This is a genomic window from Hymenobacter sp. 15J16-1T3B, assembly GCF_020711235.1.
In the GTDB taxonomy this organism is placed as follows: domain Bacteria; phylum Bacteroidota; class Bacteroidia; order Cytophagales; family Hymenobacteraceae; genus Solirubrum.
In genome coordinates this window covers 696,190-722,228 of sequence record NZ_JAJFAV010000001.1, presented here as the reverse complement: position 1 = coordinate 722,228, position 26,039 = coordinate 696,190, and the positions used below count along the sequence as shown (strand labels likewise).

Sequence of the window (26,039 nt, the reverse complement as noted above, 5' to 3'; positions counted from 1 at the left end):
GGATTGCCGCGCTTCGCTCGCAATGACTACGGGGTTAGCGGGCGTACTTTTTCTGGCTTCCAGTGCAGCGGCAGCTACTCCTCCGTGGCCAGCAAGCCGCGCAGCAGGCGGCGCACGTCGGCGGTGTTGCGCACGGCGTATTTGGCGAAGGAGCGGATATCGGTGCCGACCTTCACGGAGTACGCATCCTCCGGCATGGCGCGGAAGGTGTCCTCGTCGGTGCGGTCGTCGCCGATGGCCAGGATGAAGTCGGGGTTCAGCTCCTGCACCCAGCGGGCGGCCGCCGTACCCTTGTCGACGCCGGCGTTTTTCACTTCCACCACCTTGTTGCCGTCGAGCGTAATCAGGCCGCTGCCCTGCCCGATAAAAATGAGGTGGGTAAGCATGTCTTGGGCCCGTTCGCGGCCCAGATCGGGGTCGGTGCGGCGGTAGTGCCACACCAGGGCGTAGTCCTTCTCCTCGATGAAAGAGCCGGCCGTGCGGGCCACGTATTGCTCCATGATGGCCCGAATGTCGGGCTTCCAGTCGTTGCGCAGGGGCTGAATCATCTGCCAGTCCTGCCCGCGCTTGCGCAGCCACACGCCGTGCTCGGCAATGAAGTCCACCGGCAACGCCCCCAGCCAGTCGGTCAGGGTGTGCCGGTCGCGGCCCGAAATTATGACCACGTGGTTGCGCGCGTCGGCGCACAGCTCGGCCAGCAGCTGGCGCAGGGATTCTTCGGGGCGCACCTGCTTGGGGTTGGCGTGGAAGGGCATCAGCGTGCCGTCGTAGTCGAGCAGCAGCAGGCGGCGGTTGGCCTGCTGAAACTGCGCCATCATCTGCTGCCGGGTGGCTTCGTCGAGCAAATCGGTGCTCAGCGCGCCCTGCTTGATCTTGCTGTAGGCCAGGCGGTCCATAAACAGCTCCACCCAGGCGTGGATGTTGTAGCGCTGCACAATGGCCTGCAGGCCCTGCATGCGCTGCTGCTGCTCGTCCTCGGGCATCATCAGGGCCTCAAACAAGGTGTCGGCTACCTGCGAGGTGTCGGTGGGGTTGATGATGAGCGCGTCGGACAGCTCGCGGGCGGCGCCGGCCCGCTCGCTGAGCACCAGCACGCCGTGCTGGTCGAGCTTGCTGGCCACAAACTCCTTGGCCACCAGGTTCATGCCGTCGCGCATGGGCGTCACCAGGGCCACGTCGGCCAGCCGGTACAGCGCCGACAGCTCCTCCACCGGGTAGGAGCGATAGAAGTACTGAATCGGCGACCAGCTTATGCTACGATACTGCCCGTTGATGCGCCCCACCAGCTCGTCGATTTCTTCTTTCAGGGCTTGGTACTGGGCCACTTGGTCGCGCGAGGGCACCACCAGCATGAGCAGCGTTACGTGGTTGTGCAGCTCGGGGTGGCGCTGCAGCAGCAGCTCGAAAGCCCGTAGGCGCTGGGCAATGCCCTTGGTGTAGTCGAGCCGGTCGATGCTGAGCACCACCTGCTGGTCCTGCAGGGCCTCGCGGTACTCGTGCTCCAGCCGCCGGGCTTCTTCGGAAGCGGCCACCTCGGCGTACTTGTCGTAGTCGATGCCCATGGGAAAGGCGTCGACGAGCACGGCGCGGGTGCCGGTTTCCACCAGCCCGTCGCGGCGCGAGAGGTTCAGCAGGCGCTCGGTGGCGCTCAGAAAGTGGCGCACGTAGCCGTAGGTGTGGAAGCCGATCAGGTCGGCCCCAAGCATGCCGCGCAGCAACTGCTCGCGCCAGGGAATGGCCCGAAACAGCTCGTAGGACGGAAATGGAATGTGCAGGAAGAAGCCGATGGTGGCCTCGGGCAGCCGCTCGCGCAGCATGCCGGGCAGCAGTAGCAGCTGGTAGTCGTGCACCCAGATGGTGTCTTCGGGCCCGGCCAGCTCGGCTACCGCGTCGCAGAACTTGCGGTTGACGGCCTCGTAGGCCTCCCAGGTGTGGGGCTCAAACTGCGCATACTGGGCGAAGTAGTGGAAGGTGGGCCAGAGCGTTTCGTTGCTGAATCCCTCGTAGAAATCCTTGATTTCCTGTTCGGTGAGAAACACCGGTTGCATGTGGTCGGCCGTCAACTGCTCGGTCACATGCTGTTCTTCCTCGGGCGAGTCGAGGTACTGGCCGGGCCAGCCCACCCACACGTTTTCGCCGCGCCGGTAAATCGAGCCCAAGCCGGTGGCCAAGCCGCCCTCACTGGGGCTGAACTGCAGCTCGCCGTCGGCGTTGCGGGATACTTTGGTCGGCAGGCGGTTGGAAACGATAAGGGTCCGGGACATAGGCATTCAGGGGATGGTTCTGCACCTATACTACGGGGTTGCGCCTACTTTGGCCGGTTTCGCCGCGCCCACCACCCACCGCGGCCAAGCATCCTCCGGGGCCGCTAGCGTTGAACCCCGAACCGGTATTCCGTGGCGGAGCTGAACAGCTCGCCCGGACGCAGCACCGTTGAGGGAAACGCGGGCTGGTTGGGCGAGTCGGGAAAGTGCTGGGTTTCGAGGCAAAAGCCCGCGTGCCGGCCGTAGGGCCGGCCGTTTTTGCCCGTCAGCGAGCCGTCGAGAAAGTTGCCGGAATAAAACTGCACGCCGGGCTGGTCGGTGCGTACTTCCAGGGTGCGGCCCGAGCCGGGCTCGTGCGCCGTGGCCACCAGCCGAAAATGTTCGCCACCGGCCAGCACCCAGTTGTGGTCGTACCCGCCGGGCACCTGCCCGATGCGCGCCCCGATGGCGTGGGACCGGGTGAAGTCGAAGGGCGTGCCCTGCACCAGGCGCAGCTCCCCGGTCGGAATCAGCGTGTCGTCGACCACGGTGTAGCGCTCTGCGTGCAGCTGCAGCTCGTGGCCGAGCACGTCGGGCTGAGCGCCGGCGCTGAGGTTGAAGTAGGCGTGGTTGGTCAGGTTCAGCACCGTGGCCCGGTCGGTGGTGGCCGCGTAGCTGATGCGCAGCGCGTTGTCGGGCGTGAGGGCGTACACCACCGATACGGTCAGCGTGCCGGGGTAGCCTTCCTCGCCGTCGGGGCTGATGTAGGTCAGGCGCAGGGCGGGCGTGGGCTCCACCAGCACCTCGGCTTGCCACAGCACCTTGTCGAAGCCCCGCAGGCCGCCGTGCAGGTGGTTGGGCCCGTTGTTGGTGGCCAGCGTGTAGTCGTGCCCGTCGAGGCGGAAGCGGCCCTGCTTGATGCGGTTGCCGTAGCGGCCAATCAGCGCGCCGAAGTAGGGCCCGGCCTGCCGGTAAGTCTCGCTCAGGTAGCCGCCGACGGCATCGAAGCCGAGCACCACGTCGCCGGGCTGCCCGTCCTTGTCGGGCGCGAGCAAGTGGGTGAGCGTGCCGCCGTAGTTGGTGATGCGCGCTTCGAGGCCGCGGCCGTTGCGCAGGGTAAACAGCTGGGCGGTTTGCCCGTCGGGCAGCGGGCCGAAGTCGGCGGTGGAGATGAGCGGCTCTTGCATAGCGGGTCGGGCTGGTTTCCGGCCGAAGTCTACGCACGAAACAGCAAACGGGCTGCCCCCAGACGCCACCGCCCCGGTCGTCAGCCGACGACCGGGGCGGTGGGCAGGGCGCGTGTCGCGCGGGCGTTAGCGCTGGTTACGCAGCGTAAACTGCTCGAAGATGACCGTTTCGGTTTCCTCGCCCTGGGCCAGCAGGCCCACGCGCACGCCCCGGTCCCAGGGCGGCAGGTAGGTGCCGTTGATGGCGAAGCCCTCGGTGCGCAGCGGCTCCCAGTGGGTGCCGCCGTCGGGGCTGTAGGCGAAGCGGTAGCGGCTGCCGCCCCAGCACTCCAGGCGCAGGCCCAGCGACTCGCAGGGCTCCAGCAGCAGGTCGGCCAGCAGGTTTTTCTTGCCCGACTTCACGTGCCAGAGCTGCAGGTGGTTGTCGCCGAAAGCCAGCACGAGGGCGTTGTACGGGTCGCCCACGGCGCCGAGGCCGGCGAAGGTGCCGTCGGTCAGCGCGGCGGCATCCACCACCACGCTGGCCGTGTAGGTAGCGGCGTAGGTGCGCTGCCCGAGCATGGCCCCGAGGCGCAGCGCGCTGGCACCGAGGTGCAGCCGGTTGTCGAGCACGGTGGTGCGCGGCAGCAGGGCCACGGGCCACTGCCAGGCCAGGCCCAGGGCGTCGCCCTCGAAGTGGTCGGTCACGTTCAGCACGCTCACGTCGGCCAGCGGGGCGGCCTGCGGGCTGTTGTTCACGAATTCGGGCCAATCCTGCTCGTTCCAGGTAAACTCGCTCAGCAGGCCCTGCCGGCCCACAAACTCGTGGCTGTTGGCGGCGTAGGCGTGGTGCATCAAAAACCAGCGGCCGTCCTTTTCAGCGACGGTGCCGTGGCCGGGGCACTTCCAAGTGCTGTTGTCGGTCAGGATGGGGTTTTGCGGACACTTTTCCCAGGGGCCGAGCAAGGTACGCGAGCGGGCCACGCCCTCGGCGTAGGTGCAGTACTTGCCGCAGCAGGCGTTGCCGGCGTAGAACATGTAGAAGTAGCCGTTGTGGCGCACCATGGCCGAGCCTTCCACCAGCGGCCCTTCCCAGGGCGCGTCGTTGCGGAACAGCTCGTGGCGCTTGCCCACCAGCTTCAGCTTTTTCTCGTCGATGCGCTGGGCCCAGATCGGGGTGGCGCGGTTGCGGCTGTTGCCGTCGTTTTTCCAGACCAGGTGCAGCACGCCGTGCTCGTCGCGGATGGGGAAGCCGTCGATGGAGCCAGCCGCCTCACCCACCAGCGGGCCGTGGTCGGTGTAGGGGCCTTCGGGGTGGTCGGCGCTGGCCACGGCCACGCTGAGCACTCCGCCCTTCTTGCGGGCGGTGTAATACATATACACCTTGCCGCCCTCATAGAAGAACTCGGGGGCCCAGAAGTTCGAGTCGCACCACTCGGGCAGGCGGCCGGGAAACACGTGGCTCACCAGCTGCCAATTGATCAGGTCGTCGGACTTGAAGATGGGAAACACGGCGCCCCACTCGGCCGTGGTGGCCGAGGCGTAGTAGGTGTCGCCGATTTTGCAGATGGTCGGGTCCGGAAAGTCACCGGGCAGCACCAGCCGGTCGTAGCTGATGCGGGCCGGCGCCGCCGGGGCCGCCGTCACCACGCCGGCTACTTCCGCGAAAAAGGATTCCGGACGTTCGGTCAGCCACTCGGGGCTCAGGGAAGGAGCGAGGGCGCCCGATTCGAAGTCGAAAGACACAGCAGGGAAAGGTTACGTGGGAAAAGGGGTCAACCCGGCAAGCCTGCCAACTCCGGCCGCCGCGCACCCCGAACGGTGAAAGTTCGGACAAATTGCGCGCCAGACTTAGGAATTTTTTAGGACTTACCGACGAAAGTTTGTACCTGCCGTACAACTTGTCTTCGACCCGAAAAAGCTTTCTGGGGCAATGAAAAACGCCGAACGCGGACGTATTTCCATTAGTTCGGCGTATTCTATTTTTCGAAGTTAGCGAAACTCGCTGCACTCCGTCTCAGTATTGCGCCATTTTTTTGCTCAACGCGGGTATTTTGCCGCCGAAAAGCCCCAACCGGCCGCTTAATCTTTTGCGCCCGCGGTGGGATGTCCGCCGTCGTCGCCGCATTTTCGCCCGGGCGTTGCGCTGGCCGCTACCGTGCCAGCGGCGCCGAACCATGACCGCGGGCGCCGAATCTGCGTACTTCACAGGCTAGTTGCCGCCCGTCCTTACTCCTCGTTGCTATGCCTGCTCAAACCGTTGCCACTGCTTTCCAACGCCATTTCGGGTACACGGCGCCGCTGCTGGTGCGCGCCCCCGGCCGCGTCAACCTCATCGGGGAGCACACCGACTACAACCTCGGCTACGTGCTGCCGGCCGCCATCGATAAGGAAATCTACTTCGCGGTGGGCCTGAACAGCGGCAGCGAAATCCGCCTGGTTTCGCACGATTTGAACGACTGCTGCACCATAGCCGTGGACCAGCTGCACCGTACCGACACCCAGTGGGCCAACTACCTGCTCGGGGTGGCGGCGCAGCTGCAGAAGCGCGGCGTCGTGCTGGCCGGCTTCGACTGCGTATTTGGCGGCAACGTGCCGGTGGGCGCGGGCATGTCTTCGTCGGCGGCGGTGGAGTGCGGGCTGGCCTTTGCGCTGGACCAGCTGCTGGGCACCCGCCTCGACAAGATGACCCTGGCCCACGTGGCGCAGAAGGCCGAGCACGAGTACGCCGGCGTGATGTGCGGGCTCATGGACCAGTTTGCCAGCCTGTTTGGCCGGCCCAGCCAGGTGGTGCGCCTCGACTGCCGCTCCCTCGACTACGAGTACTTCCCCTTCGATACCGACGCTTGCCGCATCGTGCTCTGCAACTCCGGCGTGAAGCACAGCTTGGCCAGCTCGGAGTACAACAAGCGCCGCGAGGAGTGCGAGCGGGGCGTGCACCTGCTGCAGCAGCACCACCCCGAAGTCAAAAGCCTGCGCGACGCCACCTTGGCGCAGCTGGAGCAGCACCGCGCCGAGTTCGACGAGGTGACCTACCGCCGCTGCCGCTACGTGGTGGAGGAAAACCAGCGCGTGCTCGACGCCTGCGCGGCCCTGCAGCGCCACGACTTGGCGGGCTTTGGCCAGCTCATGCACGCCTCGCACGCCGGCCTGCGCGACGATTACGAAGTAAGCTGCCTGGAGCTGGACGTGCTGGAGGAAGCCGCCCGCGGCCTGCCCGGCGTGTACGGCGCCCGCATGATGGGCGGTGGCTTCGGCGGCTGCACCATCAACCTGGTGGCCCCCGAGCAGGTCGAGCCCTTCATCCGCGAGGTCGGCCGCGCGTACCAGCAGCGCTTCGGGCGGGAGCTGGAAACGTATCAGACCAGCATCGTCAACGGCGTATCGGAAACGCGCGCGGAGGCGCTGCCGAGCGTCAACCACCCGGCCCCACTGCCCGACAACTGCTAACGAGGCACCACCAACAAGCGGCCGCCATGCTTCGTCGGAGCATGGCGGCCGCTTGTTTGCAGGCGTGGGCGAATCCGCGGCCTACAGGTCGTATTTCACCCCGAAGCCCAGGGTCAGGATTTCGTGTACGCCCAGGGCGCCGAGGTTAGTGAAGATGCTCGAAAGGTACAGGTCGTTGGTGCCCAGCTCGTAGTAGGCGCCCAGGGTGCGCGGGTGCCCGTAGCGGTTGTGGCCGATGACGCGGCTGACTTTGCCGCCCACGAAGCCCCCAACGCGGGTGCGCGACGACCACCAGTAATAGCCCGGCTCATACTTCCCGTCGCGGGAGTCGTTGAGGCCGCGGCTGGCCGTGTGGCTGACCAAGGCGCCCACCGTGAAGGGGCGCACCTGCCAGCGGCTCTGGCCCAAGTGCAGCGTCCAGGGCGAGTAGCCGGCCTTGGCGGTAAAAATGCCCATGGGCGTGATGCTGTACTTGCTCGGCACGTAGCCGGCCAGCACGTCGAGGTCGACGCGGCCGCGCAGGGTGGTATAGCCCACGCCGGCCGTAATCAGGCCCTGGCCGGCGGCGGTTTGCAGCAGCAGATGGTGCGGGCGGTACCAGGGTTGGGCCGTCAGGCCGGTGGGGGCCACGGCGGCGGGTTCGGCTGGGGCCGGCTCCGCGGCCGCCAGCGCCAGCGCGGCAGGTAGCGGAGCAGGGGCGGCCGTGGCAGAATCAGACTGCGCGGCGGCGGGCAGCAGGGGCACCAGCAGCAGGAGCGGAAGCAGGAAAGCGCGGCTCATTAGTACTGTACGGTATCGAGCTTGAACTCCTTTTCGCCCCAGAGCGTGAGCACCAGGTACTGGCGCTTTTCGAAGCTGTACGAGTTGATGAACGTCAGGCCGTTTTCGTAAGGCTGCCCGACGCTGAAGTCGTGCTTGTGGCCGTTCAGCTCAAAGGCCACGCGCGGGGCCGAGCTCAGGGCCTGCACGTAGGGCGCCACCAGCTGCGGGTCGAAGTCGGCGTCGTGGGGCGGCACGTGGCTCATCACCACCTGCCGGCGGATGCCCGGGCCGGGGTTGGCCAGGGCCTGCTGCACCCAGGGCACGTTGGGCACGCGGCCGTTGAAGCCGTATTCGCGCCCATTGGTGTCGACGAAGACGAAGCGCGTGCTGCCGTACTCGAAGCTGTAGTTGAGCGGGCCGTACACCTGCTGGTAGGCCTCGCGCCCGTTGGCCACTAGGTCGTGGTTGCCGATGACGGTCAGGTACGGCACGTTCAGGTGCTTAAGCCGGTCGTGCACCCAGCGCATTTCCCGGATCAGGCCGAAATCGGAAATGTCGCCGGCAATGGCCACGAAGGACACGCCCGGCAGCTGGTTTACGCTTTGGGTAAAGGCCTCGGCTTCTTCGTAAAAGCGCTGCGAATCGCCGATGAACACGAAGCGCACCGTGTCGCCGCCCAGGGGCTTGGGCTGCTGCTGCAGGCGCTCCAGGCTCTTACGCGTCAGGTCGTGGTACGCTTCGGGCGTGCGGGTTTCGTTGGGGCTGAACTCAATCAGGTCGCAGCCCGCGAGCAGGCTACTCAGGAGCAGCGCCACGCCGGGCAACAGCCCGCGGCGTCGGCGCAGAAAAGAGTGGAAGGCAGAGAAAAGTTGCGGCATAAAAACAGACGCCGGGCCAGGTTCAGGTGGGTGGTGGCCGTTGCGGCGTCGGGTGCATATACCGCCGGGCATTCGGTTTGGTTAATTAAAAATCTTTAATGTATTGCTACGAACCGAAAATAATTATTTAATTGCCTGATTTACGTTTTAGCATTCAAGCCAGCACAACCCGGCTAATCCATCCCTACGCACGACGGCCCGCCTTTCCGGATGGAAAAGCGGGCCGTCGGGTTTCATTGCGGGCCAGCTGGCGCCGGGGCGGTTACTTCAGCACTTGCAAGGCTTGACTCTGGCCGTCGGGCAGCAGCAGGCGCAGCGAGTACACGCCGGCCGCCAGCGCTTCGGTGTCCAGCTCCAGCTGCTGGGCCAGCCCGCTGAGCTGCACGGGCTGGCCCAGCAGCTCGCGGCCGAGGGCGTCGGTGAGCAGCAGCGTGCCGGCGCTGGCTTTGGCGGCCTGCACGTTCACCGTCAGGCGCCCGCCAAAGGGCACCGGGTAGGCCGAAAACTGCGCCAGCGCGGCCGAGCCCTTGGTCCCGGTGACGATGTACTCCATGCGCACGTCGGTCAGGTAGAGGTTGTTGCCGTTGTCGTTGAGGTTGGCGAAGCGCACCACGATGTTGCCGTTGAAGCCCGCGGGCAGCAGGGGCTGCAGCGCCACTGTTTCGCTGCGCCACTGGCTGGCGGCCGTGGGCGCCCAGGGCGTCGTCACGTAGCCCGCCACGGTGGCCAGCGTCGCGCCGCGCTTGAGGTAGCCGGTGGGCTGGAAGGTCTGGCCGCAGTCGGTGCTGATGTCGACCCGCAGGCCGTCGTTGTAGCCGGTGCTGTAGGGCGCGTACGCCACGGCAAACCGCACGGCTACGGGGTTGCCGCCGCCGGCCTGCGCGGGCCGGGCCAGCAGGTATTCCTCGGCGGTGCGGTTGGTGAATTCGTAGTCGTTCACGTAGGGCACGCGGCGGCTGGTGTTATCCGGGCCCGTCACGGTGCCGGGGCTCAGCTGCCAGGTGTAGCCCCCGTTCGGGTCGACCACGCGCCAGTTGGCGGGCGGGAATACGGCCGTGCGGAACTCCTCCACGTAGGGCCCGTTCGCCGCCGTGATTACCGTGAGCAGGTTGGTTTCGGTGCGGGTGTTGGGGCCGTACTGGTTGGTGGCGGTCAGCGTCACGCTGTAGGTGCCGGCTTGGCTGAAGAGCAACTGCGGGTTCTGCGAAGCGGCCGACGTGCCGCCCGCAAAGCTCACGCCCGCGCTGGGCGTCACGCTCCACTGCCAGCTGGTGGGCGCGAGCTGCGAGAGGTCCTGCAGCTGCACCGGGGTGCCCACGCAGGCCTGCCCGTTCAGCACCCCAATGGCGGCCGCCGGGGCTTCGTTGCAGTTGCTCAGCACGCCGGGGCGCAGCAGGGCGCGGGTGCGGCGGCCCACCATGCCGTTGGCCCCGCGGGCCCGGATGGCAAACCACTGCTCCCCGGTGCCCACCACCGGCAGGCTGATGGTGGTGCCCGTCACGGTGGTGACCGAGTCCATGTACATGGCGCCGAGGCGCATCACGTCGTAGCTGGTGGCACCAGCCACGGCGTCCCAGGCCAGGGTGGTGCTGGCGCGGCACACGGCGGTGGCGCGCAGGTTGGCCGGCACGCCGGCAATGGTGATGTTGGCGTCCGACTCATCCTGCTGGGTGCCGCGGCGCACGCGCAGACGGGCCTGGCCCGAGGGCGTGATGGAGGCCGGAATGGCCCAGTTGAAGTAGCGGTCCGCGGCGCTGATGTTCGAGGCAATGGTCGTCCAGGTGGTGCCGTTGTTCAGGGTGTACTCCAGCGTAAACGGGTCGGTGCCGGGCGCGGCGTTCCAGCGCACGGCCTCGGTTTCGCCGGGCACGAAGCCCTCCCCACCCAGCGGGTAGGTCATTTCCACCCGGTCGTCGAGCCAGGTGTAGAGCAGGTAGTAGCGCTGCGGGCCCTGGGGCACGGCGGTGCCGTTCACGGTGAGGGTGTAGGTGCCGGCGGCGGGCAGATCCAGCGTCACCTGCTCGGCGTTGTTGAGCGAGTCGCGGGCGCGCACGGCCACCGCGTTCAGGTTGGTCACCGTGGGGCGCGGGTCGAGCACCCAGGGCTGGTAGGCGGTGCCGCCCGGCGCGGTCAGGGTCAGGTCCAGGTCGTTGACGAGGTTTTTGCGCGAGCTGGCGGCGGCTTCGTAGTCGGGCCAGTACAGCATCACGCGCAGCTGGCGCTGGCCGGCGGGCACCGTGATGGTGTGCGTGCGCGTGACGCCCTGCGTGAGGCTGTCGAGCTTATAGCTGTGGTCTTCGAGCACGCGCACGGCGCGCAGCGCGTCGATGCGGCCGTAGCCGAAGCGGAAGTCGGGGCCGGCGTTGCCCAGGTCCTCGGCCGTGTTCATCAGCGCCGCCTTGACGAGGGCCGCCGGGGCTTCGGCGCCGTTGTTGATGGCCTTGTGGGCGTGCATCAGTTGGGCCACCACCCCGCTCACCGCCGGGCACGACATGGACGTGCCGGTCAGGGCCGCGTAGGTGTTGTTCGGCTGCGTCGACCACACGCTGGTGCCCACGGCGCACACCTCTGGCTTGATGCGCCCGTCGGTGGACGGCCCGCGGGAGGAAGACGAGTTCAGCGCGTCGATGTAGCTCAGGTTGCCCACGGTCATCACGTTCTTGGCCACCTTGTGCCCGCCGGTGATGTTGCCCCAGGTGGCGCCGGCGCCGTAGTTGCAGTTGGAGGCGCCCTCGTTGCCGGAGGAAAAGACGTGCAGCATCAGGGGCATTTGCCGGCTCATCTGGTCCATCTGCCGGGCAAAGGACGTGTAGCCCGCGTTGCAGCCGTTGCTGTAGGAGTTGCTGGTGATGCGGATGCTGCGCGAGGTGTAGTGCGTGGGCGCGCTGTTGATGTTGTTGGGGTAAGAGTAATAGTAGTTAAAGGCCCCCACGGCCTGCCCGCGGTAGCGCGGGTCCAGGTTGCCGGCGCCCATGATGATGCCCGCCACGTGGTCCCCGTGGGTGCCGCCGTCGGGGCCGGCGCTGGTCTGGTCGAGGCGGCCCTGGAAGTCGATGTGCGGACCGATGATGCCGTCGTCGCCGTGGGCCACGTTCACGCCGGTGCCGTCGTAGTGGCGGCCGGCGCCGTAGTCGGCAGCCAGGGCGTTGGCGCGGTGGTCGGTGCGGCCGCGGTTGTTGTCGTGCACGGGGTCGGGCGCCACGTACTCCACGCTGGCCACCCAGGGCCGGGCGGCCAAGGCCGCGAGGTCACTGCTGGGCACGGTCAGCGTAAGCTGGCGCGAGAAGTCCTGGCGCTCGGTCACCGCGTAGCCGGCAGCCGTGAGGGCGGCAGCGGCCTCGGCGGGCTGAATGGTGGGGTGAAAGCCCACGACCACGGCCACCCGGCCGGCGCCGCGCAGGGCGTAGGCGGGCGTGCCACCGCCTTGGGCGAGGAGGCCGGTGTACTTCCAGCTGGCCTGCACCGGCACCACGCCGCGGATGCCAAAGCCCTGCAGGCGGGCGCGGTCGAGCGTGGTGGGCAGGGCGGCCACGTAGGCGTTCTGGGGCAGGTAGTCGAGCAGCTGCACGCCCAGGGCTTTGAGGGCGCGGTGCTGTTCGGCCGTGGGCAGCTGGCTGAACTGAAGGACGCGGTAGTACTTCCCTTGCCAGACGTCGGCCGCCGCTACCGACTCGGCGCGGCCGGCCGCGGCCCAGGTGGCGAAGTTGGCCGGCACCGCCGGCGTGCCGCTGGCCAGCAGCAGCTTGGTGGGCGCGGGCGTCGGCTGGGCCTGCAGCGCGGAGCTACTCAGGGCCAGCGCCGCCAGCAGCAGCGCGTTAAGGTGTTTCATGCGGGGAACGGATAAACGGAAGAGATGAAGCGTTGATTGGCAGCAAAATACCAAAAAGCTTCACCGTTTCTTCATTTTTATCCGCCTCTTCGGCCGGTCGTCTCGAGCGCCACGACCCGAGGCAAAGCGTAGCCCAGGACTTTTTTCAAGCCCTGCACCTCCGCCACTGCCGAAGTGCCGACACCGACTGGTGCTGTCAGGCCTTGCTGCGTTCAACCTAACCAAGTAGAAAGCGCAGCCACCGCAGCCCGGATGATGGGGCGTTGGCGACTGCGCTTTCTACTTGGTACGGGGCGCGAGGCAGGCCCTGGGCTGCGCCTTCCTGCAGCTCGTGGCCCTCAGGATGACGGTCCGATTATCCACCCACACCTACTCGTCCAAATACTGGTGCACGAACTTGATGGCCATGGAACCCTCGCCCACGGCCGAGGCAACCCGGGCCATGGCGCCGGCGCGGGAGTCGCCGGCGGAGAAGATGCCGGGCACGCAGGTTTCCAGCGCGTACGGCTCGCGCTGCTTTTTCCATCGCGTGGCAAAACGTGGGTCGGCCACCAGGTCGCGGCCGGTGAGCACGAAGCCTTTGCCGTCGCAGAGCAGCACGTCGCACACCCACTCGGTGCTGGGCTTGGCGCCGATGAACACGAACACGGCGCGGGCCGGGCACTCCTGGGTCTGACCGGTCTGGTTCTGGCGCAGCACCACGGCTTCGAGGTGGTCCTGGCCCTTCACTTCCTGGATTTCGGTGAAGGGCAGCAGCTCGATATTGGCGGTCCGCCCGATCTGCTCGATCAGGTAGGCCGACATGGACGCGGCCAGGGAAGCGCCGCGGATGACGATGTAGACCTTGCTGGCGTAGCCGGCCAGGTACATGGCCGCTTGGCCGGCCGAGTTGCCGCCGCCCACCACGTACACCGGCTGGTCGTGGCAGGAACGGGCTTCGGTGCGGGCCGCGCCGTAGTACACACCCGCGCCGGTGAGGCGGTCCATGCCCGGCACGGCCAGCTGCCGGTAGCTCACGCCGGTGGTGAGCACCACGGCCCGGCTGCGCACCTCGCTGCCGTCGGCCAGGGTCAGCACCTTATACTCGTCCTGCACGCAGAGCTTGGTGACTTCCTGGGCGTTGAGGATTTCGGCGCCGAGGCGCACGGCCTGGGCCCAGGCGCGGTGGGCCAGCTCCGAGCCGCTCAGGCCCGTGGGGAAGCCCAGGTAGTTTTCGATGCGCGAGGAGGTGCCGGCTTGCCCGCCGGGGTTTTGCCGCTCGATGAGCAGGGTCTTAAGCCCTTCGGAAGCGCCGTACACCGCCGCCGCCAGCCCCGAGGGTCCGGCGCCCACCACGACCACGTCGTAGAGCTGCTGCGAGGCCTGCCGGGCCAAACCCAGCTGGGTGGCCAGCTCGGCGCGGGTGGGGTGGGGCAGCACGGTGCCGTCCTGGGTCAGCACCACGGGCAGGTCTTCGGATTTCAGGCCCAGCGAATCGAGCAGCAGCGCGGCTTCGGGGTTGGTTTCGAAGTCGAGCCACTGAAAAGCCACCATGTAGCCGGCCAGAAAATCCTTGAGCTCGTGCGAGAGCGGCGACCATTGAAACCCGATCAGGCGCACCCCGCGAAACTGCGGCTGGTACTGCACCTGCCAGGCCGCCAGCAGGTCGTGCAGGGTGGGGTAGAGCAGCTGCTGGGGCGGGTCCCAGGGCTTCATCAGGTAGTAATCGAGGCGGGCGTCGTTGATGGCGCGGATGGCGGCCTCGGTGTCGGCGTAGGCGGTGAGCAGCACGCGCTTGGCCTCCGGAAACAAGGTGCGGGCTTGCTCCAGCAGCTGCACGCCCTCCATGTCAGGCATGCGCTGGTCGGAAAGGACCAGGGCCAAGGGCTCGGCGCGGGCTTTGAGCTGGCGAATCACCTCCAGCCCTTCCTGCCCCGAGCCGGCCCGCACAATGCGGTACTCGGGCCGAAATTCCTGGCGCAGGTCGCGGTCGATGGCCGATAGCACCTGCGGGTCGTCGTCGACCACGAGCAGGACGGGTTTCTTATCCATGGGTGAACTTGTGAACTTGTGAAATTGCGAAGTGGCGAGTTGGGGTTTGGGAGGCGGGTACGGCACCTGTTGCGCCGTCAGAACAGCACTCACAAATTCACAACTTCACCCTTTCACCACCTAGTCCTCCATCGGCAGCCACACGCAGAACTCGGTGCGGCCGGGCTGGGAGGAAACGTTGACGCGCCCGCCGTGGCTGAGCACGATGCGGCGGGCAATGTCGAGCCCCATACCGGTGCCCTCGCCCATGGGCTTGGTGGTGAAAAACGGCTCGAAGATATGCGGCAGCACGTCGGCCGGGATACCGGGGCCGTCGTCCTCCACGCACACCTGGGCGTACTCGCCGCTGCGGCGGGTGCGCAGGGTGATGGTGCCGCCGGTGGCGGGCAGGGCGTCGATGGCGTTGTCGAGCAAGTTGGTCCACACCTGGTTCAAGGCGCCGGGCTGGCCCTGGATGCTGAGCAGGCCCTGGGCGTAGTCGCGCACCACGCGGATGCGGTGCTGGCGCAGCGGGTAGCTGAGCAGGGCCAGGGTGCTGTCGAGCCCCCCGTGCAGGTCGGTGGGCACAAAGCCGCCCGCGCGGTCCATGTGGGAGTAGTCCTTCACGTTGTGCACCAGCTCGGAAATGCGGCGCGAGGCCTCCTGCACGTCGCGCACGAGCTGGTGGCTGGTGAGCTGGCCTTCCAGCCAGCGCAGGGCGGGCGGCCGGGCGGCGGCGGGCAGGGCGCTGAGCACCGGCCCGAGCACGTCGGCATCAAGGCCGCCGCTGAGCAGGCCGGTGGCCAGGCCGTGCACGTCGCTGATGCCCTGCTGCAGCAGCCAGTCTTCCAGCTCCTCTTCGCAGTCGGCCTGCTCTAGGGCCGACAGCGAGGCGCCGGGCAGCATGGAGTGGCTGGCCAGCTGCAGCAGCGCCGGCAGCTGCTCGGCGGGCGTGCCGGCGGCCAGCACTTCTTGCAGCAGCATGGGCCCGGCCCCGGTGCGGCTGGAAAGCTCGGCGGCCGAGCGGCTGATGGCGGCGGCGGGGTTGTTGAGCTCGTGGGCCAGGCCGGCCGAGAGCTTGCCCAGGGCCCGCAGCTTGTCGTCGCGCTCCTGGGTGCGGGCTTCTTCGCGCACCCGGTCGCTCATCAGGCCCACGAGGCGCTGCACCAGCTCGGGGCTGATGCGCTCCAGCTCCGGAAACTGGTCGCGGTGCAGGCGCAGCAGCTGCGCATCGGCCACGATCATGCCCAGCGCGGTGGTTTGGCGCAGGCGGGAGTAGGGCAGCAGGCCGGTTATCTGCGGGGCCTCGACGCGCAAGAACGGTTCGCGGTGGCCATTTTGCTCGCGCCACATCTGCACGGCGCCGCGCAGCAGGATCAGCAGGTAGTCGACCGGGTCGCCGGGACGGAACAGCTCGGTGCCCACCGGGGCGTCGAGCGGTTCGCCGTGGGTGAGCAGCCAAGTGAGGACCTCGTCGGGCAGGCCCTGCAGGGCGGGCACCACGGTCAGGTCGTCGGCGGTAAGCGTGGCGGTAGTTGGCATAGCAACGGGGGCTAAAGGGTCCACAACAAAGCAACCGCCCCGCGGCGGCGGGGTTTGGGACTAAAGGTAAGCGAACCGGCAGGCTTTGGCTTCCTGTGCGTCATCACCGACCGCGCCCCGAGGCGCCGGCGCTTTGTTCGCGCCCTTATCTTGCCGCTCATGTACCGTCCGTTTCCCGCCTTGCGCCCCTTGCAGCCCGGCCTGCTGGCCGGCGCCCTGCTGCTGGCCGCCGGCTTCCGCCAGCCGTCGGCGGCCCAGACGCCGACGGCCCAGTCGGCCGTTATCGAGGTAAAAACCCACCAGGGCCGGCTGCAAGGCATCCGCGAGGCCAACCTATGCGTGTTTCGCGGCATTCCCTACGCCCAGGCCCCGGTGGGCGGCCGGCGCTTCCGGCCGCCGCAGCCGCTGCCCCGTTGGCAAGGCCCGCGGGCGGCCACCGGCTTCGGCCCGAAAGCGACCCAGGCGGGCGGCCCGGCCGGCGTGCAGGGCCAAGAAGATTGCCTATACCTGAACGTGTGGGCTCCGGCCTGGTCCGCCACTGCCAAGCGCCCGCCGGCCCGGCCGGTGGTGGTGTGGGTGCACGGCGGGGCCTTTACCGGCGGCTCGGGCGAGGAAAACGACACCTGGACCTTCGCCGCCCAAGACAGCATCGTGGCCGTGAGTTTGAATTACCGCCTGGGCAGCCTGGGCTTTCTGCAGGCGCCCGCCGCCTGGGGCCCGGCCTACGCCCAGGCCGGCAACTGCGGCCTGCTCGACGCGGTGGCGGCCCTGCGCTGGGTGCAGGCCAACATCCGCGCCTTTGGCGGCGACCCGCGCCGCGTGACGGTGATGGGCGAGTCGGCCGGGGCCAAGCTGGTGGGGGCGCTGCTGGCCGCGCCGGCAGCCGAGGGCCTGTTTCAGCGGGTGATACTGGAAAGCGGCGCCGTGCAGGCCATCCGCGACACGGCCACGGCCGGGGCGGTAAGCCGGCAGCTGCGGCGGGCCCTGCCCGCGGGTACCGATCTGCGCACCGCGCCCGCCGAAGCGCTGGTGCGGGCGCAGCTCACGTTTGCCAGCGGGGCGGGTGGCCTGCAGGTGTTCGGGCCGGTGCTCGACGGGCGCACCCTGCCGCAGCCGCCGCTGCGCTACCTGCGTCGGGCCCGCCCGCGGCCGGTGCTGCTGGGCACCAACCGGGAGGAAGCCGGCCTCTTCACCGGCCCGGGCTCCGCCATTGCCGAGCCCAACGAGGCGGCCCTGCAGCTGGTGTTCGGCCAGAACGGCGCCCGGGTGTGGCAGGCCTACCAACGGGCCCAGCAGCAGGCCGTGCCCGATGCCTGGAACCGCACCCTCACCGACTACCTCTACCGCTTGGCCACGTACCGCTTGGCCGATTCGCTGGCCGCCGCGGGCGCCCCGGTGTGGCTGTACCGCTTCGACGGGCCCGGCGGCGCGCAACGGCCCGTGCACGCCCAGGAGCTGGCCTACGTGTGGAATGCCCCGGCCGGCGCCTCGGCAGCGGCCCCCGCCGCAGCCGCGCCCGGCGCCCCGCGCAAAACCGCCGATGCCACGTTGGCCGCGGCCATGCACGCCCGCTGGGCGCGCTTCATCAAAACCGGCCAACCCGGCCCCGACTGGCCCGCTTACACCCCAGCCAATCAGCAGGCTATGATTTTTGGGCCTGCTATTGGCCCAGCCCCGGCCTCCGACGCTTATCAAGACCCCACGTTTCCAACCCAGGCGTACCGCCGCTGAGGCCTCGCGGCTGCCCGCGGCACCGGCGGCCGGCCGCTAGGAGCACACGCAAGTCGGCCCCGCCCGGCCGCGCCAGTTGCTGGCGGGCCGGGCGGGGCCGACTTGCGTCTCGGAATACCCAGTGGGCTACTGGCCCGAAGCAGGGGCCGCCTCGCCGCAGTTGTCGGGCTTCAGGTCGGCGTTTTTCTTTTTGTAGGTCGACTCGGTGACTTCCGTGAAGACCATTTTCACGGTCATCAGGCGGGTTTTCACGTCGCCCTGAATGTAGTACACCTTGCCGGCTTCCAGGTTCAGGTCGAACTTGTCTTGGTCGGGCAGGTTCAGGCCGCCGGCCACCGAGGTAAACGAGGTTTCGCCCGGCTTGAGCTTGGTCACGAAGTAGCGCTTGTTGCTGAGGCGGCACAGCTCGGCGCCGTTGGCGCGCACGGTGAAGTTGGTAGCGGCCTGGGCCAGCATGGGCGGGCGGTAAAACACCACGGTGGCCATGTCGGGAGTGGGGGTGGGCACGGGGCCCTGGGCGTGGCAAGTGCCAGCGGCCGCGGCCAGCAACAAGCCGGTGCAGAAGAGGTAACGCATATGCGGTTGAGAGAGGGAAGAGTTTTAAGCGGTTAAATATAGGGCCTTCCGGGGCTATGGGCGGTGCCCTCGGTGCCTTTTCCCGTCAATTTAATATGGGATTGATCCAGCAGCAATACCCCGACGGACCCCGCGGCCTTACTTGCCGGCACGTGCGCCCAGCAGGCTTTCCAATCGGGTGAGGCGGGCTTCCAGCGCGGCCGTGCCGGCCGCGGCCTGCGTTTGCTGCTGCCGCAGCTGCGCCTGCCCGGCCGCCACCTCGGCCCGCAACTGCTCAATCTGCCGCTGCTGCTCCTTCAGGGCTTCCACCAGCACGGGGGTGAGCTGGGCGTAGTTCACGGCCTTGAGCCCGTCGGCGCCGGTCGTGACCAGCTCGGGGTACACCTGCTCCAGCTCTTGTGCAATAAAGCCCAGCTGTTCGCCCTGCGGCCCTTTGCCCGCTTGGAAGCGGTAGCGGTGCCCCTGCAGGCCCTGCACGCCACGCAGGGCGCCGGCGAGCGGGCGCACGTCGGTTTTCAGGCGGGCGTCGGAGCTGCTGGCCACCACGCCGTTCAGGGTCAGGTTGCCGGTTATCGTCATGCCGCCCTCCGAGTAGATGGCCACTTTGCGGTCGGTGGTCGAGGTGCCGGCGCCGACGATGTTCAAGGCGTCGGCCGCGAGGTTGCCGTAGCCGATGGTGCCGGCTTCCGCCTGCTTGCCCGCTACGCCGGAGCCGAATTCCAAGGTGTTGGCGCCCGAAATCTTCACGTTGCCACGCACGTCCAACTTGGCCTGCGGGCTCGGGGTACCTACGCCCACGTTGCCATTGGCGCTGACGTCCAGGGAACTGGTGGGTGCGCCCGGTCGGATGCGGAAGGGCAGCAGGCTGCCGTTGGTCACGTCACGAACGAAGAAGTTGGCCTCGTTGCCTGCCAGGTCCCAGACCTGGGTGCCCCAACCTCCGGCCGCCAGCTGGTCCAGCCGAACGCCGGGCGTGTTGCCGTTGGCCACGCGTAGGGTGGTGCCGCCGGCGCCGGCGCCGCCCTGCACGGTAGTTCCGCCGCCAGTGTGCAGCTCGATTTTGCGGTTGTAGGCCGCAGTGCCGGCCCCCACGATATTCAGCGCGTCGGTCGTAATGTTGCCGTACCCGATGGTGCCGGCCAGGGCATCCTTGCGGCTCATGCCCGCCCCAAACTCCAGGGTGTAGACACTGTCGATTTTGGCGGTGCCAGCCACGTGTAGTAGGGCCTGCGGGCTAGTCGTGCCAATGCCCACGTTGCCGCTGGCGCTGATGTCGAGGGAGCTGGTAGGGGCGCCGGGCCGGATGCGGAAGGGCAGGCGGGAGCCGCCGGTCAGGTCGCGCACAAAGAAGTTGGCTTCATTGGCGCCGATGTCCCAGGTCTGGGCCGTGAAGCCACCAGCATTGGTTTGCTCCATGCGCATCGCCGGCGTATCACTGTTGGTTAGGTGCAGCTGCAGGGCAGGTGTATCCGTACCGAGGCCCACTCGGCCGCTGTTGCTGAGATAGAGCACGTTGCCGGGCGCCCCAGCTTGGATGCGAAAGGGCAGGCGGTTACCCCCGGTCACGTCGCGCACGAAAAAGTCGGTGCCAGAGCTGGCCAGGTCCCAGATCTGGGAGCCACCGCTCACCGGCCGCTCCAGGCGCAGACCGGGCGTACTGCTGTGGCGCAGGTGCAGCAGCAGGCCCGGCGTCGAGGTGCCGATGCCTACCTGGCCGGCGGCAGTCCACGTCAGCACCGTGCTGCGGGCGCCCTGCTGGCTGATGCCCAGCGCGCCGCTCGTGTAGCCGAAGAGCACCGGCCCGTCCACGTTCGTGCCGTTCCACAGCTTGCCGCCGCCGTACCAACCCAGGCCGTGGTTGGTATCGGTGGCGGAGCGCAGCAGGATGTCGTAATCGTTGAAACCGTAGTTCTGGGTGGCCTGGGCGGCGGCGTCGGCGGCGCCAAGCAGCAACAGCGCCAGCAGCGTACCGGCGGACAAGCAAGCGGAGGAAAGGTGCGTCATAGGGGAGCAGTCAGGGCTGAGCCCGAAGATACCACGCCACCGCCTGCATTGCCCGGTTTTGTATGCCAACAACGCCAGACGGGGCGCCGGACAGCCCGCCCGCGTCTTACTGCCGGGCAGTCCGTCACCAGCCTTCAGCCAGCTGATTGTCCTGCCCGGAAAGGCGCCGTTTATCCAGGCAAAAACCCCGTTCTTGCCAAACTTTTTAGCAGCCCGAAGCATTACCTTCTTTTAGCTCGACCTCGCCCTTATGGCCAAGATCAAGACCGTTTATTTCTGCCAAAACTGCGGCGCGCAGAGCGCCAAGTGGATCGGCCGCTGCCCCTCCTGCGGCGAGTGGAATACCTACGTGGAAGAAGTGGTGCAGAAGGAGGAACTCACGCCCGCCAACGCCTGGAAGGCTTCCACCTCGGTGGGCGGCACCAGCAAGGCAGCCAAGCCCAAGCCCCTGGGCGAAATCCTCTACGAAGAAGAGTCGCGCCTGAACACTCACGACGGGGAGCTGAACCGCGTGCTCGGCGGCGGTCTGGTGCCCGGTTCCCTGGTGCTCATCGGCGGCGAGCCGGGCATCGGCAAAAGCACCTTGATGCTGCAGATTGCCATGCAGCTCAAGAACCTGCGCATTCTATATGTGTCGGGGGAGGAAAGCGAGCAGCAAATCAAGATGCGCGCCGAGCGCATGGGCCAGCAGCACGCGGGCCTCTACATCCTCACCGAGACGAGTACCCAGAACATTTTCAAGCAAATCGACGCGCTGCAGCCCAACGTGGTGGTGGTCGACTCGATTCAGACCCTGCACAGCCAGCTGGTGGAGTCGGGCGCGGGCTCGGTGAGCCAGGTGCGCGAGTGCACCACCGAGCTGCTCAAGTACGCCAAGGACACGGGCGTGCCGGTGCTGCTCATCGGCCACATCACCAAGGACGGCTCCATTGCCGGCCCCAAAATCCTGGAGCACATGGTGGATACGGTGTTGCAGTTCGAGGGCGACCGGCACCTCACTTACCGCATCCTGCGCACCATCAAAAACCGCTTCGGCTCGACCTCCGAGCTGGGCATCTACGAAATGCAGGGCTCGGGCCTGCGGCAGGTGTCGAACCCCTCCGAGATTCTGCTCAGCCAGCGCGACGAGCAGCTCAGCGGCGTGGCCATCGGCGCCACGCTGGAGGGCAACCGCCCGCTGCTGGTGGAAGTGCAGGCGCTGGTGACGCCTTCCACCTACGGCACCCCGCAGCGCAGCAGCACCGGCTTCGATTCCAAGCGCCTGCAGATGCTGCTGGCCGTGCTGGAGAAACGCTCGGGCCTGCGCCTGGGCCAGCACGACGTGTTCCTCAACATTGCCGGCGGCCTGCGCCTCGAAGACCCGGCCCTCGACGCGGCCGTGTGCGCCGCCGTGGTCAGCTCCCTGAACGACATTCCGGTGCCCGGCAACGTGTGCCTGGCGGCCGAGGTCGGGCTGAGCGGGGAAATCCGGGCGGTGAGCCGGCTCGACCAGCGCCTGTCCGAAGCCGAGAAGCTGGGCTTCCAGGAAATGTACATCTCGCAGTTCAACGGCCGCGGTCTGGACCTGGGACGCTTTGGACTAAAAGTGCACCCGGTAGGACGTCTTGATGAAGTACTGAGCGGGCTCTTCGGCTAAGGCCAAAAAAATCAGGCATCCCCCGAAAATGTGAGGACGACGATTGGACTTTGTAAATCCAATCGTCTTATCTTCGGTCCAACGATTGTCTTTTCCCGCGAAACGCTTGGTTTGCCCCTTGGTCGACCAGCTTGCAACGGGGCGGCTTCGGTCGCGTATGAGAGTTGTTGTTTGCTTTGCCTCACCCTGATACCTAGCCGCCTGATGTCCTCACTTCTCCGCTTCTCGGCCCTGAGCCTGCTCGCCGCCGCGCTGTGTGCGCCGCTGGCGGGGCAAGCCCAAAGCACGGTGGTGCTCACCGGCAAAATCAACGGCAAGACGGAGGATTCCGTGGCCGTGTCGGTGCGGGAGCACCCGCTCGACGCTAAGGAGCAGCTGACCTACGCCGCCGTCAACGACAAGGGCGAGTTCCGGCTGGCGCTGAAAGTGGACGGCCCCACCAAGGCCGACTTGGTGTACGGCGACGACGTGGCCGGCCTCTGGCTGGAGCCCGGCACCCAGCTCGACGTGCGCTTCAAGGGCGAAAACCTGGCCCAGTCGGTGAAATTCAAGGGCAAGGGCGCCGAAGCCAACACCTACCTGGCCGACTTCGACGAGCATTTCGTGGAAAACGACGGCTTTCAGGTGCTGCCCGACAACATCAGCCTCTACGAAGCGCCCTTCCTGCACTTCCTCGACTACCGCCGCAAGGAGGAAGACAAATTCCTGAAGAACGTGCAGGAAGACCAGGCCGTGTCGGCCGCCTTCCGCAGCTACATGCAGGCGGAGGTCGACTACAGCTACGCCAACGACCGGCTCACCTTCCAGGACCTGCGCGAGCAGGTGGTTTCCACCGAGAACCGCCTGAAGATGACGCCGACCTACTACGACTTCCTGAACGACGCGAAGCTGATCAACAACGAATCGGCGCTGCTGAACGACAACTACCAGGAATTCCTCCTCAACTACGTGCACTACGCCGCCACCGCGGCCGGCCACAAGAAGGGCGACCCGGAGTTCTACCAGGTGTGCTACAACCTGGCCAAGGACAAGCTGCAGGGCCCGGCCCGCTCCATCGTACTGGGCCGCGTGCTGCAGGAGTCGTTCCGCTTCGGCCACGTGAAGCAGTCGGCGGCCATGCTCGACGACTTCCGCAACACGGTGGACAAGGGCAACAAGCTCTACCCGGTGCTCAAGGCCGATTTCGACGCTCACAAGGACTTCGCCATCGGCTCGCCGGCTCCCGATTTTAAGCTGGTGTCGGCCGCCGGCGACACGGTGACGCTGCAGTCGTTCCGCGGCAAGCTGGTGTACCTGAACTTCTGGCGCACCACCAGCGGCCTTTCGCTGCGCGACCTGCCCTACGCCCAGGAGTTGGCCAAAAAATTCAACGGCCAGAACATTGCCTTCGTCAACATCGCCCTGGATGAAAACGAGCCGGCCTGGAAGCAGCTGGTGGTGAGCAAGAAGCTGGGCGGCACCCACCTGCGCGCCCCCGGCGGGCAGCGCGGCCCGCTGGCCAAGGCTTACATGCTGCAGGAAGTGCCCGCCTACTTCCTCATCGCCGAAGACGGCACCTTCCTCAACACCAAGCCCAAGCGCCTGAGCAGCCGCGCCGCCGTCGACGAAATCAAGGAGTCGTTCGGCAAAGCCTCGACCTACAGCAGCACGCTGCCGATGGGCAAATAACCCCACCGCACCACAGCACCAGCGCGGGGCCCCGACCTTCCAAGGTCGGGGCCCCGCGGCATTTAGGGCCGGCCGGTTCTTCGCGGGCGGGCTGCTATTTTTACCTAGCCAAATAACCGGCGGCCCCGCGCCGGGGTTAAGCTGGCTGAATCCACCCCTTGCCCGTCCGCCGCTACCTATGCCAACGCTGAAAGCCTCCGCAGTCCGGGACGGGCTGAACTTCCTCTCCAAGCTCACGCCCCTGCGCGCCCTGAACGCGGCCCAGGTCACCAGCTCCTACGTGCTCAGCCGGCTCACCAACAAGTCGCGGGCCTGGGGCCTGCCGCTGGCCGTGAGCCTGGAGCCAACCACCAGTTGCAACCTGCGCTGCCCGGAGTGCCCCAGCGGGCTGCGCTCCTTCACCCGCCCCACCGGCATGCTCGACGACGCGGTGTTTCGCCGCACCATCGACGAGCTGGCGCCGCGGCTGTGGTACCTCACGTTTTACTTTCAGGGCGAGCCGTACCTGAACCCCGGCTTCCTCGACATGGTGCGCTACGCCACCCAAAAGCGCATCTACACCGCCACCAGCACCAACGGGCACTACCTCACGGAAGCCAACGCCAAGCGCACCGTGGAAAGCGGCCTGGACCGCCTCATCGTTTCGCTCGACGGCACCACCCAGGAGGTGTACCAGCAGTACCGCGTGGGCGGCCGGCTCGACAAGGTGCTGGAAGGCGTGCGGCGGGTGGTGAAGTACAAGCGGGAGCTGAAGTCACAGACCCCGCGCATCGTGTTCCAGTTTCTGGTGGTGCGCCCCAACGAGCACCAGATCGACGAGGCCAAGGAGCTGGCCCGGGAGCTGGGCGTCGACGACGTGTGGTTCAAGACTGCCCAGATCTACGACTACGAGCAGGGCAGCCCGCTCATCCCCACCATCGACTACTACTCGCGCTACCAGAACAACGAGGACGGCTCGTGGAGCATCAAGAACCGCCTGCTCAACCACTGCTGGAAGATGTGGCACTCCTGCGTCATCACCTGGGACGGGCTGGTGGTGCCTTGCTGCTTCGACAAGGACGCCGAGTACCGCCTCGGCGACGTGCAGCAGACCTCGTTCCGGCAGCTCTGGCACGGCCCCAAGTACCAGGGTTTCCGCCGCGCCCTGCTGAAAGGGCGCGACCAGGTGGAAATGTGCCGCAACTGCACGGCTGGCACCAAAGTGTGGGGCTAAACCGCGGCCAACCGGGGCGGCGAAATCCGCATAAGCGGCTGCATTAAGCCGCTACCGCGTTTATTGCAGCCGATGCGCCCTGTGTTTTCTTTGTTTCGTACCGGCCCGGCCCTGATGGGGGCCGTTGGGCTGACCGCTTTAGTAGCCTGCGAAGCGCGGCGGCAGCCGGAGCACACCACCCCGCCCGCGGCCGACAGCGCGGCGACAGTGGCCGCACCTGCGCCCGCGGCGCCCCCGCCCGACACCGTGGACGCCAGCCGTACGGAGCACGGCTACCAGCCCGGCCACGACACTACGTTCTACATCGGCCAGCAACGCTACCGCCTGCTGCTGCGCGCCGAAACCGACTCGACCAAGCCGCTGGTAGCGGTGACCGAGGGCATCGTCGGGCCGTATTACGCCGACGATACCACCACCTTCGCCCGCACCCACCGGGTGCGCGGCTACGCGGGCGGCCAGACCATCACCCTGCTCGACCCGGCCGGGCGGCAGGTGTTTCGGCGGCAGCTGCGCAAAGCCGACTTCTACCAGGTGGCGGGCCAAGACATTGCGACGGTCAGCAACCCGGAGCGGCCGCTCTTCGTCGGCTACCACGCGCCCAGCCAGACGCTGGCCTTTACCGTCGTGGTCGGCATTCCCGACAGCGACGTGTGGCGCACCTGCGTGCTCACCCTCGGCCTCGACGGGCGCGTGCGCAGCCTGTCGGCCGGGCGGTGGTCGGGCGGGGAAGGGCCCGACTGCCAGGCCAAGCTACTGGCCGACGGCACGCTGCTGGACTGCGAGGCGCTGCGCCGCCCCGACGGCCGCACGGTGCAGCTGCTCAAGCCCCAGGCCACGCTGGTGGCTGCGCTGCTGCTCTCCGACTCCACGCTTTGCACCATCTACCGCTACGGCCAGTACCGCGAAATCGTCAACGCCGACAGCACGCGGGACTACGAGTGGGTGGTCGACCGGCGCCGGCGCAACGCGCCCAACGCCTTCGTGCTGAACACCCGCGGGCAGGTCCGGCAGCAGTTTCGCTACGCGGGCTACTTCGACGTGCTCGGCTATCTGGTGCCGCGGCGCTACGTCTGGCAAACGCACTCATACTACCTGCTCGACGAAGAACGCGGCCTGCACGTGCTCGACAAGCACAACCCGGCCAGCGTCGCGGCGGTGCCCTTCCAGCAGATGCAACGCTTCCGCCAGCCCCAGCGGCCCGAAGAAGTCCGCTTTGTCATAACCACCGAAACGGCCACCCTGGCCTTCTACGTCGACCCGGCCCAGCCAACCCGGCTGCGCTATCAGCGTATCGAACCGCGCAACTAGGAGGGGCCCTGAACCGCCCGCGG

16 protein-coding genes are annotated in these 26,039 nt (G+C 67.3%); 6 read left to right on the top strand and 10 right to left on the bottom strand.

Annotated features, from left to right (window positions below):
* Window positions 1–74: 74 nt before the first annotated feature.
* The 3 genes from LJ737_RS03020 to LJ737_RS03010 all read right to left on the bottom strand — a co-directional run bounded on the left by LJ737_RS03020 (window position 75) and on the right by LJ737_RS03010 (window position 5,155).
* The gene (locus LJ737_RS03020) at window positions 75–2,264 is read right to left on the bottom strand and encodes a bifunctional alpha,alpha-trehalose-phosphate synthase (UDP-forming)/trehalose-phosphatase (protein ID WP_227762860.1); all 2,190 of its coding nucleotides are present in this window, start codon (window positions 2,262–2,264) and stop codon (window positions 75–77) included.
* 104 nt (window positions 2,265–2,368) lie between these two features.
* Complete coding sequence (locus tag LJ737_RS03015; protein WP_227762859.1) at window positions 2,369–3,430, bottom strand: aldose epimerase family protein; 1,062 nt, start codon at window positions 3,428–3,430, stop codon at window positions 2,369–2,371.
* A 126-nt stretch (window positions 3,431–3,556) separates the two neighbouring features.
* Complete coding sequence (locus tag LJ737_RS03010; protein WP_227762857.1) at window positions 3,557–5,155, bottom strand: family 43 glycosylhydrolase; 1,599 nt, start codon at window positions 5,153–5,155, stop codon at window positions 3,557–3,559.
* Between the two features lie 498 nt (window positions 5,156–5,653).
* Between LJ737_RS03010 and LJ737_RS03005 the strand changes: the two genes are divergently transcribed.
* Entirely contained in the window at window positions 5,654–6,859 is a 1,206-nt protein-coding gene (locus LJ737_RS03005; protein ID WP_227762855.1) for a galactokinase, read from the top strand.
* A gap of 81 nt (window positions 6,860–6,940) precedes the next feature.
* On the opposite strand, the gene LJ737_RS03000 is transcribed toward LJ737_RS03005, so the two are convergent.
* From LJ737_RS03000 to LJ737_RS02980, 5 genes are all read right to left on the bottom strand, one after another.
* A complete protein-coding gene (locus tag LJ737_RS03000; RefSeq protein ID WP_227762854.1) occupies window positions 6,941–7,639 on the bottom strand; it encodes a hypothetical protein in 699 nt (232 codons plus the stop codon).
* On the bottom strand, window positions 7,639–8,499 hold the full coding sequence (locus LJ737_RS02995) for a metallophosphoesterase family protein (RefSeq protein WP_227762853.1): 861 nt from the start codon (window positions 8,497–8,499) through the stop codon (window positions 7,639–7,641). The genes LJ737_RS03000 and LJ737_RS02995 overlap by 1 nt, the downstream gene beginning before the upstream one ends.
* Window positions 8,500–8,761: 262 nt before the next feature.
* Window positions 8,762–12,328 (bottom strand): S8 family serine peptidase, encoded by a 3,567-nt coding sequence (locus tag LJ737_RS02990; protein WP_227762852.1) that lies wholly within the window; start codon window positions 12,326–12,328, stop codon window positions 8,762–8,764.
* A gap of 369 nt (window positions 12,329–12,697) precedes the next feature.
* Complete coding sequence (locus LJ737_RS02985) at window positions 12,698–14,359, bottom strand: NAD(P)/FAD-dependent oxidoreductase (protein ID WP_227762851.1); 1,662 nt, start codon at window positions 14,357–14,359, stop codon at window positions 12,698–12,700.
* 120 nt (window positions 14,360–14,479) lie between these two features.
* A complete protein-coding gene (locus LJ737_RS02980; protein ID WP_227762850.1) occupies window positions 14,480–15,880 on the bottom strand; it encodes a sensor histidine kinase in 1,401 nt (466 codons plus the stop codon).
* Window positions 15,881–16,039: 159 nt separating this feature from the next.
* On the opposite strand from LJ737_RS02980, the gene LJ737_RS02975 reads away from it, so the two are divergent.
* Entirely contained in the window at window positions 16,040–17,611 is a 1,572-nt protein-coding gene (locus tag LJ737_RS02975) for a carboxylesterase/lipase family protein (protein WP_227762849.1), read from the top strand.
* A 126-nt stretch (window positions 17,612–17,737) separates the two neighbouring features.
* Here LJ737_RS02975 and LJ737_RS02970 read toward each other — a convergent pair whose 3' ends face one another.
* Together LJ737_RS02970 and LJ737_RS02965 are read right to left on the bottom strand one after the other, a co-directional pair.
* A complete protein-coding gene (locus LJ737_RS02970) occupies window positions 17,738–18,187 on the bottom strand; it encodes a DUF2846 domain-containing protein (RefSeq protein WP_227762847.1) in 450 nt (149 codons plus the stop codon).
* Between the two features lie 138 nt (window positions 18,188–18,325).
* Entirely contained in the window at window positions 18,326–20,191 is a 1,866-nt protein-coding gene (locus tag LJ737_RS02965) for a tail fiber domain-containing protein (protein ID WP_227762845.1), read from the bottom strand.
* A 250-nt stretch (window positions 20,192–20,441) separates the two neighbouring features.
* Here LJ737_RS02965 and radA point away from each other — a divergent pair, with 250 nt between their 5' ends.
* The 4 genes from radA (at window position 20,442) to LJ737_RS02945 (ending at window position 26,016) form a co-directional block, all read left to right on the top strand.
* Window positions 20,442–21,827: a DNA repair protein RadA gene (radA, locus tag LJ737_RS02960; protein WP_227762843.1), complete on the top strand. Its 1,386-nt coding sequence runs from the start codon at window positions 20,442–20,444 to the stop codon at window positions 21,825–21,827.
* 204 nt (window positions 21,828–22,031) lie between these two features.
* On the top strand, window positions 22,032–23,495 hold the full coding sequence (locus LJ737_RS02955; RefSeq protein ID WP_227762842.1) for a TlpA family protein disulfide reductase: 1,464 nt from the start codon (window positions 22,032–22,034) through the stop codon (window positions 23,493–23,495).
* Window positions 23,496–23,673: 178 nt separating this feature from the next.
* Window positions 23,674–24,708 (top strand): SPASM domain-containing protein, encoded by a 1,035-nt coding sequence (locus tag LJ737_RS02950; RefSeq protein ID WP_227762841.1) that lies wholly within the window; start codon window positions 23,674–23,676, stop codon window positions 24,706–24,708.
* A 72-nt stretch (window positions 24,709–24,780) separates the two neighbouring features.
* On the top strand, window positions 24,781–26,016 hold the full coding sequence (locus LJ737_RS02945; RefSeq protein ID WP_227762840.1) for a hypothetical protein: 1,236 nt from the start codon (window positions 24,781–24,783) through the stop codon (window positions 26,014–26,016).
* Window positions 26,017–26,039 lie beyond the last annotated feature (23 nt).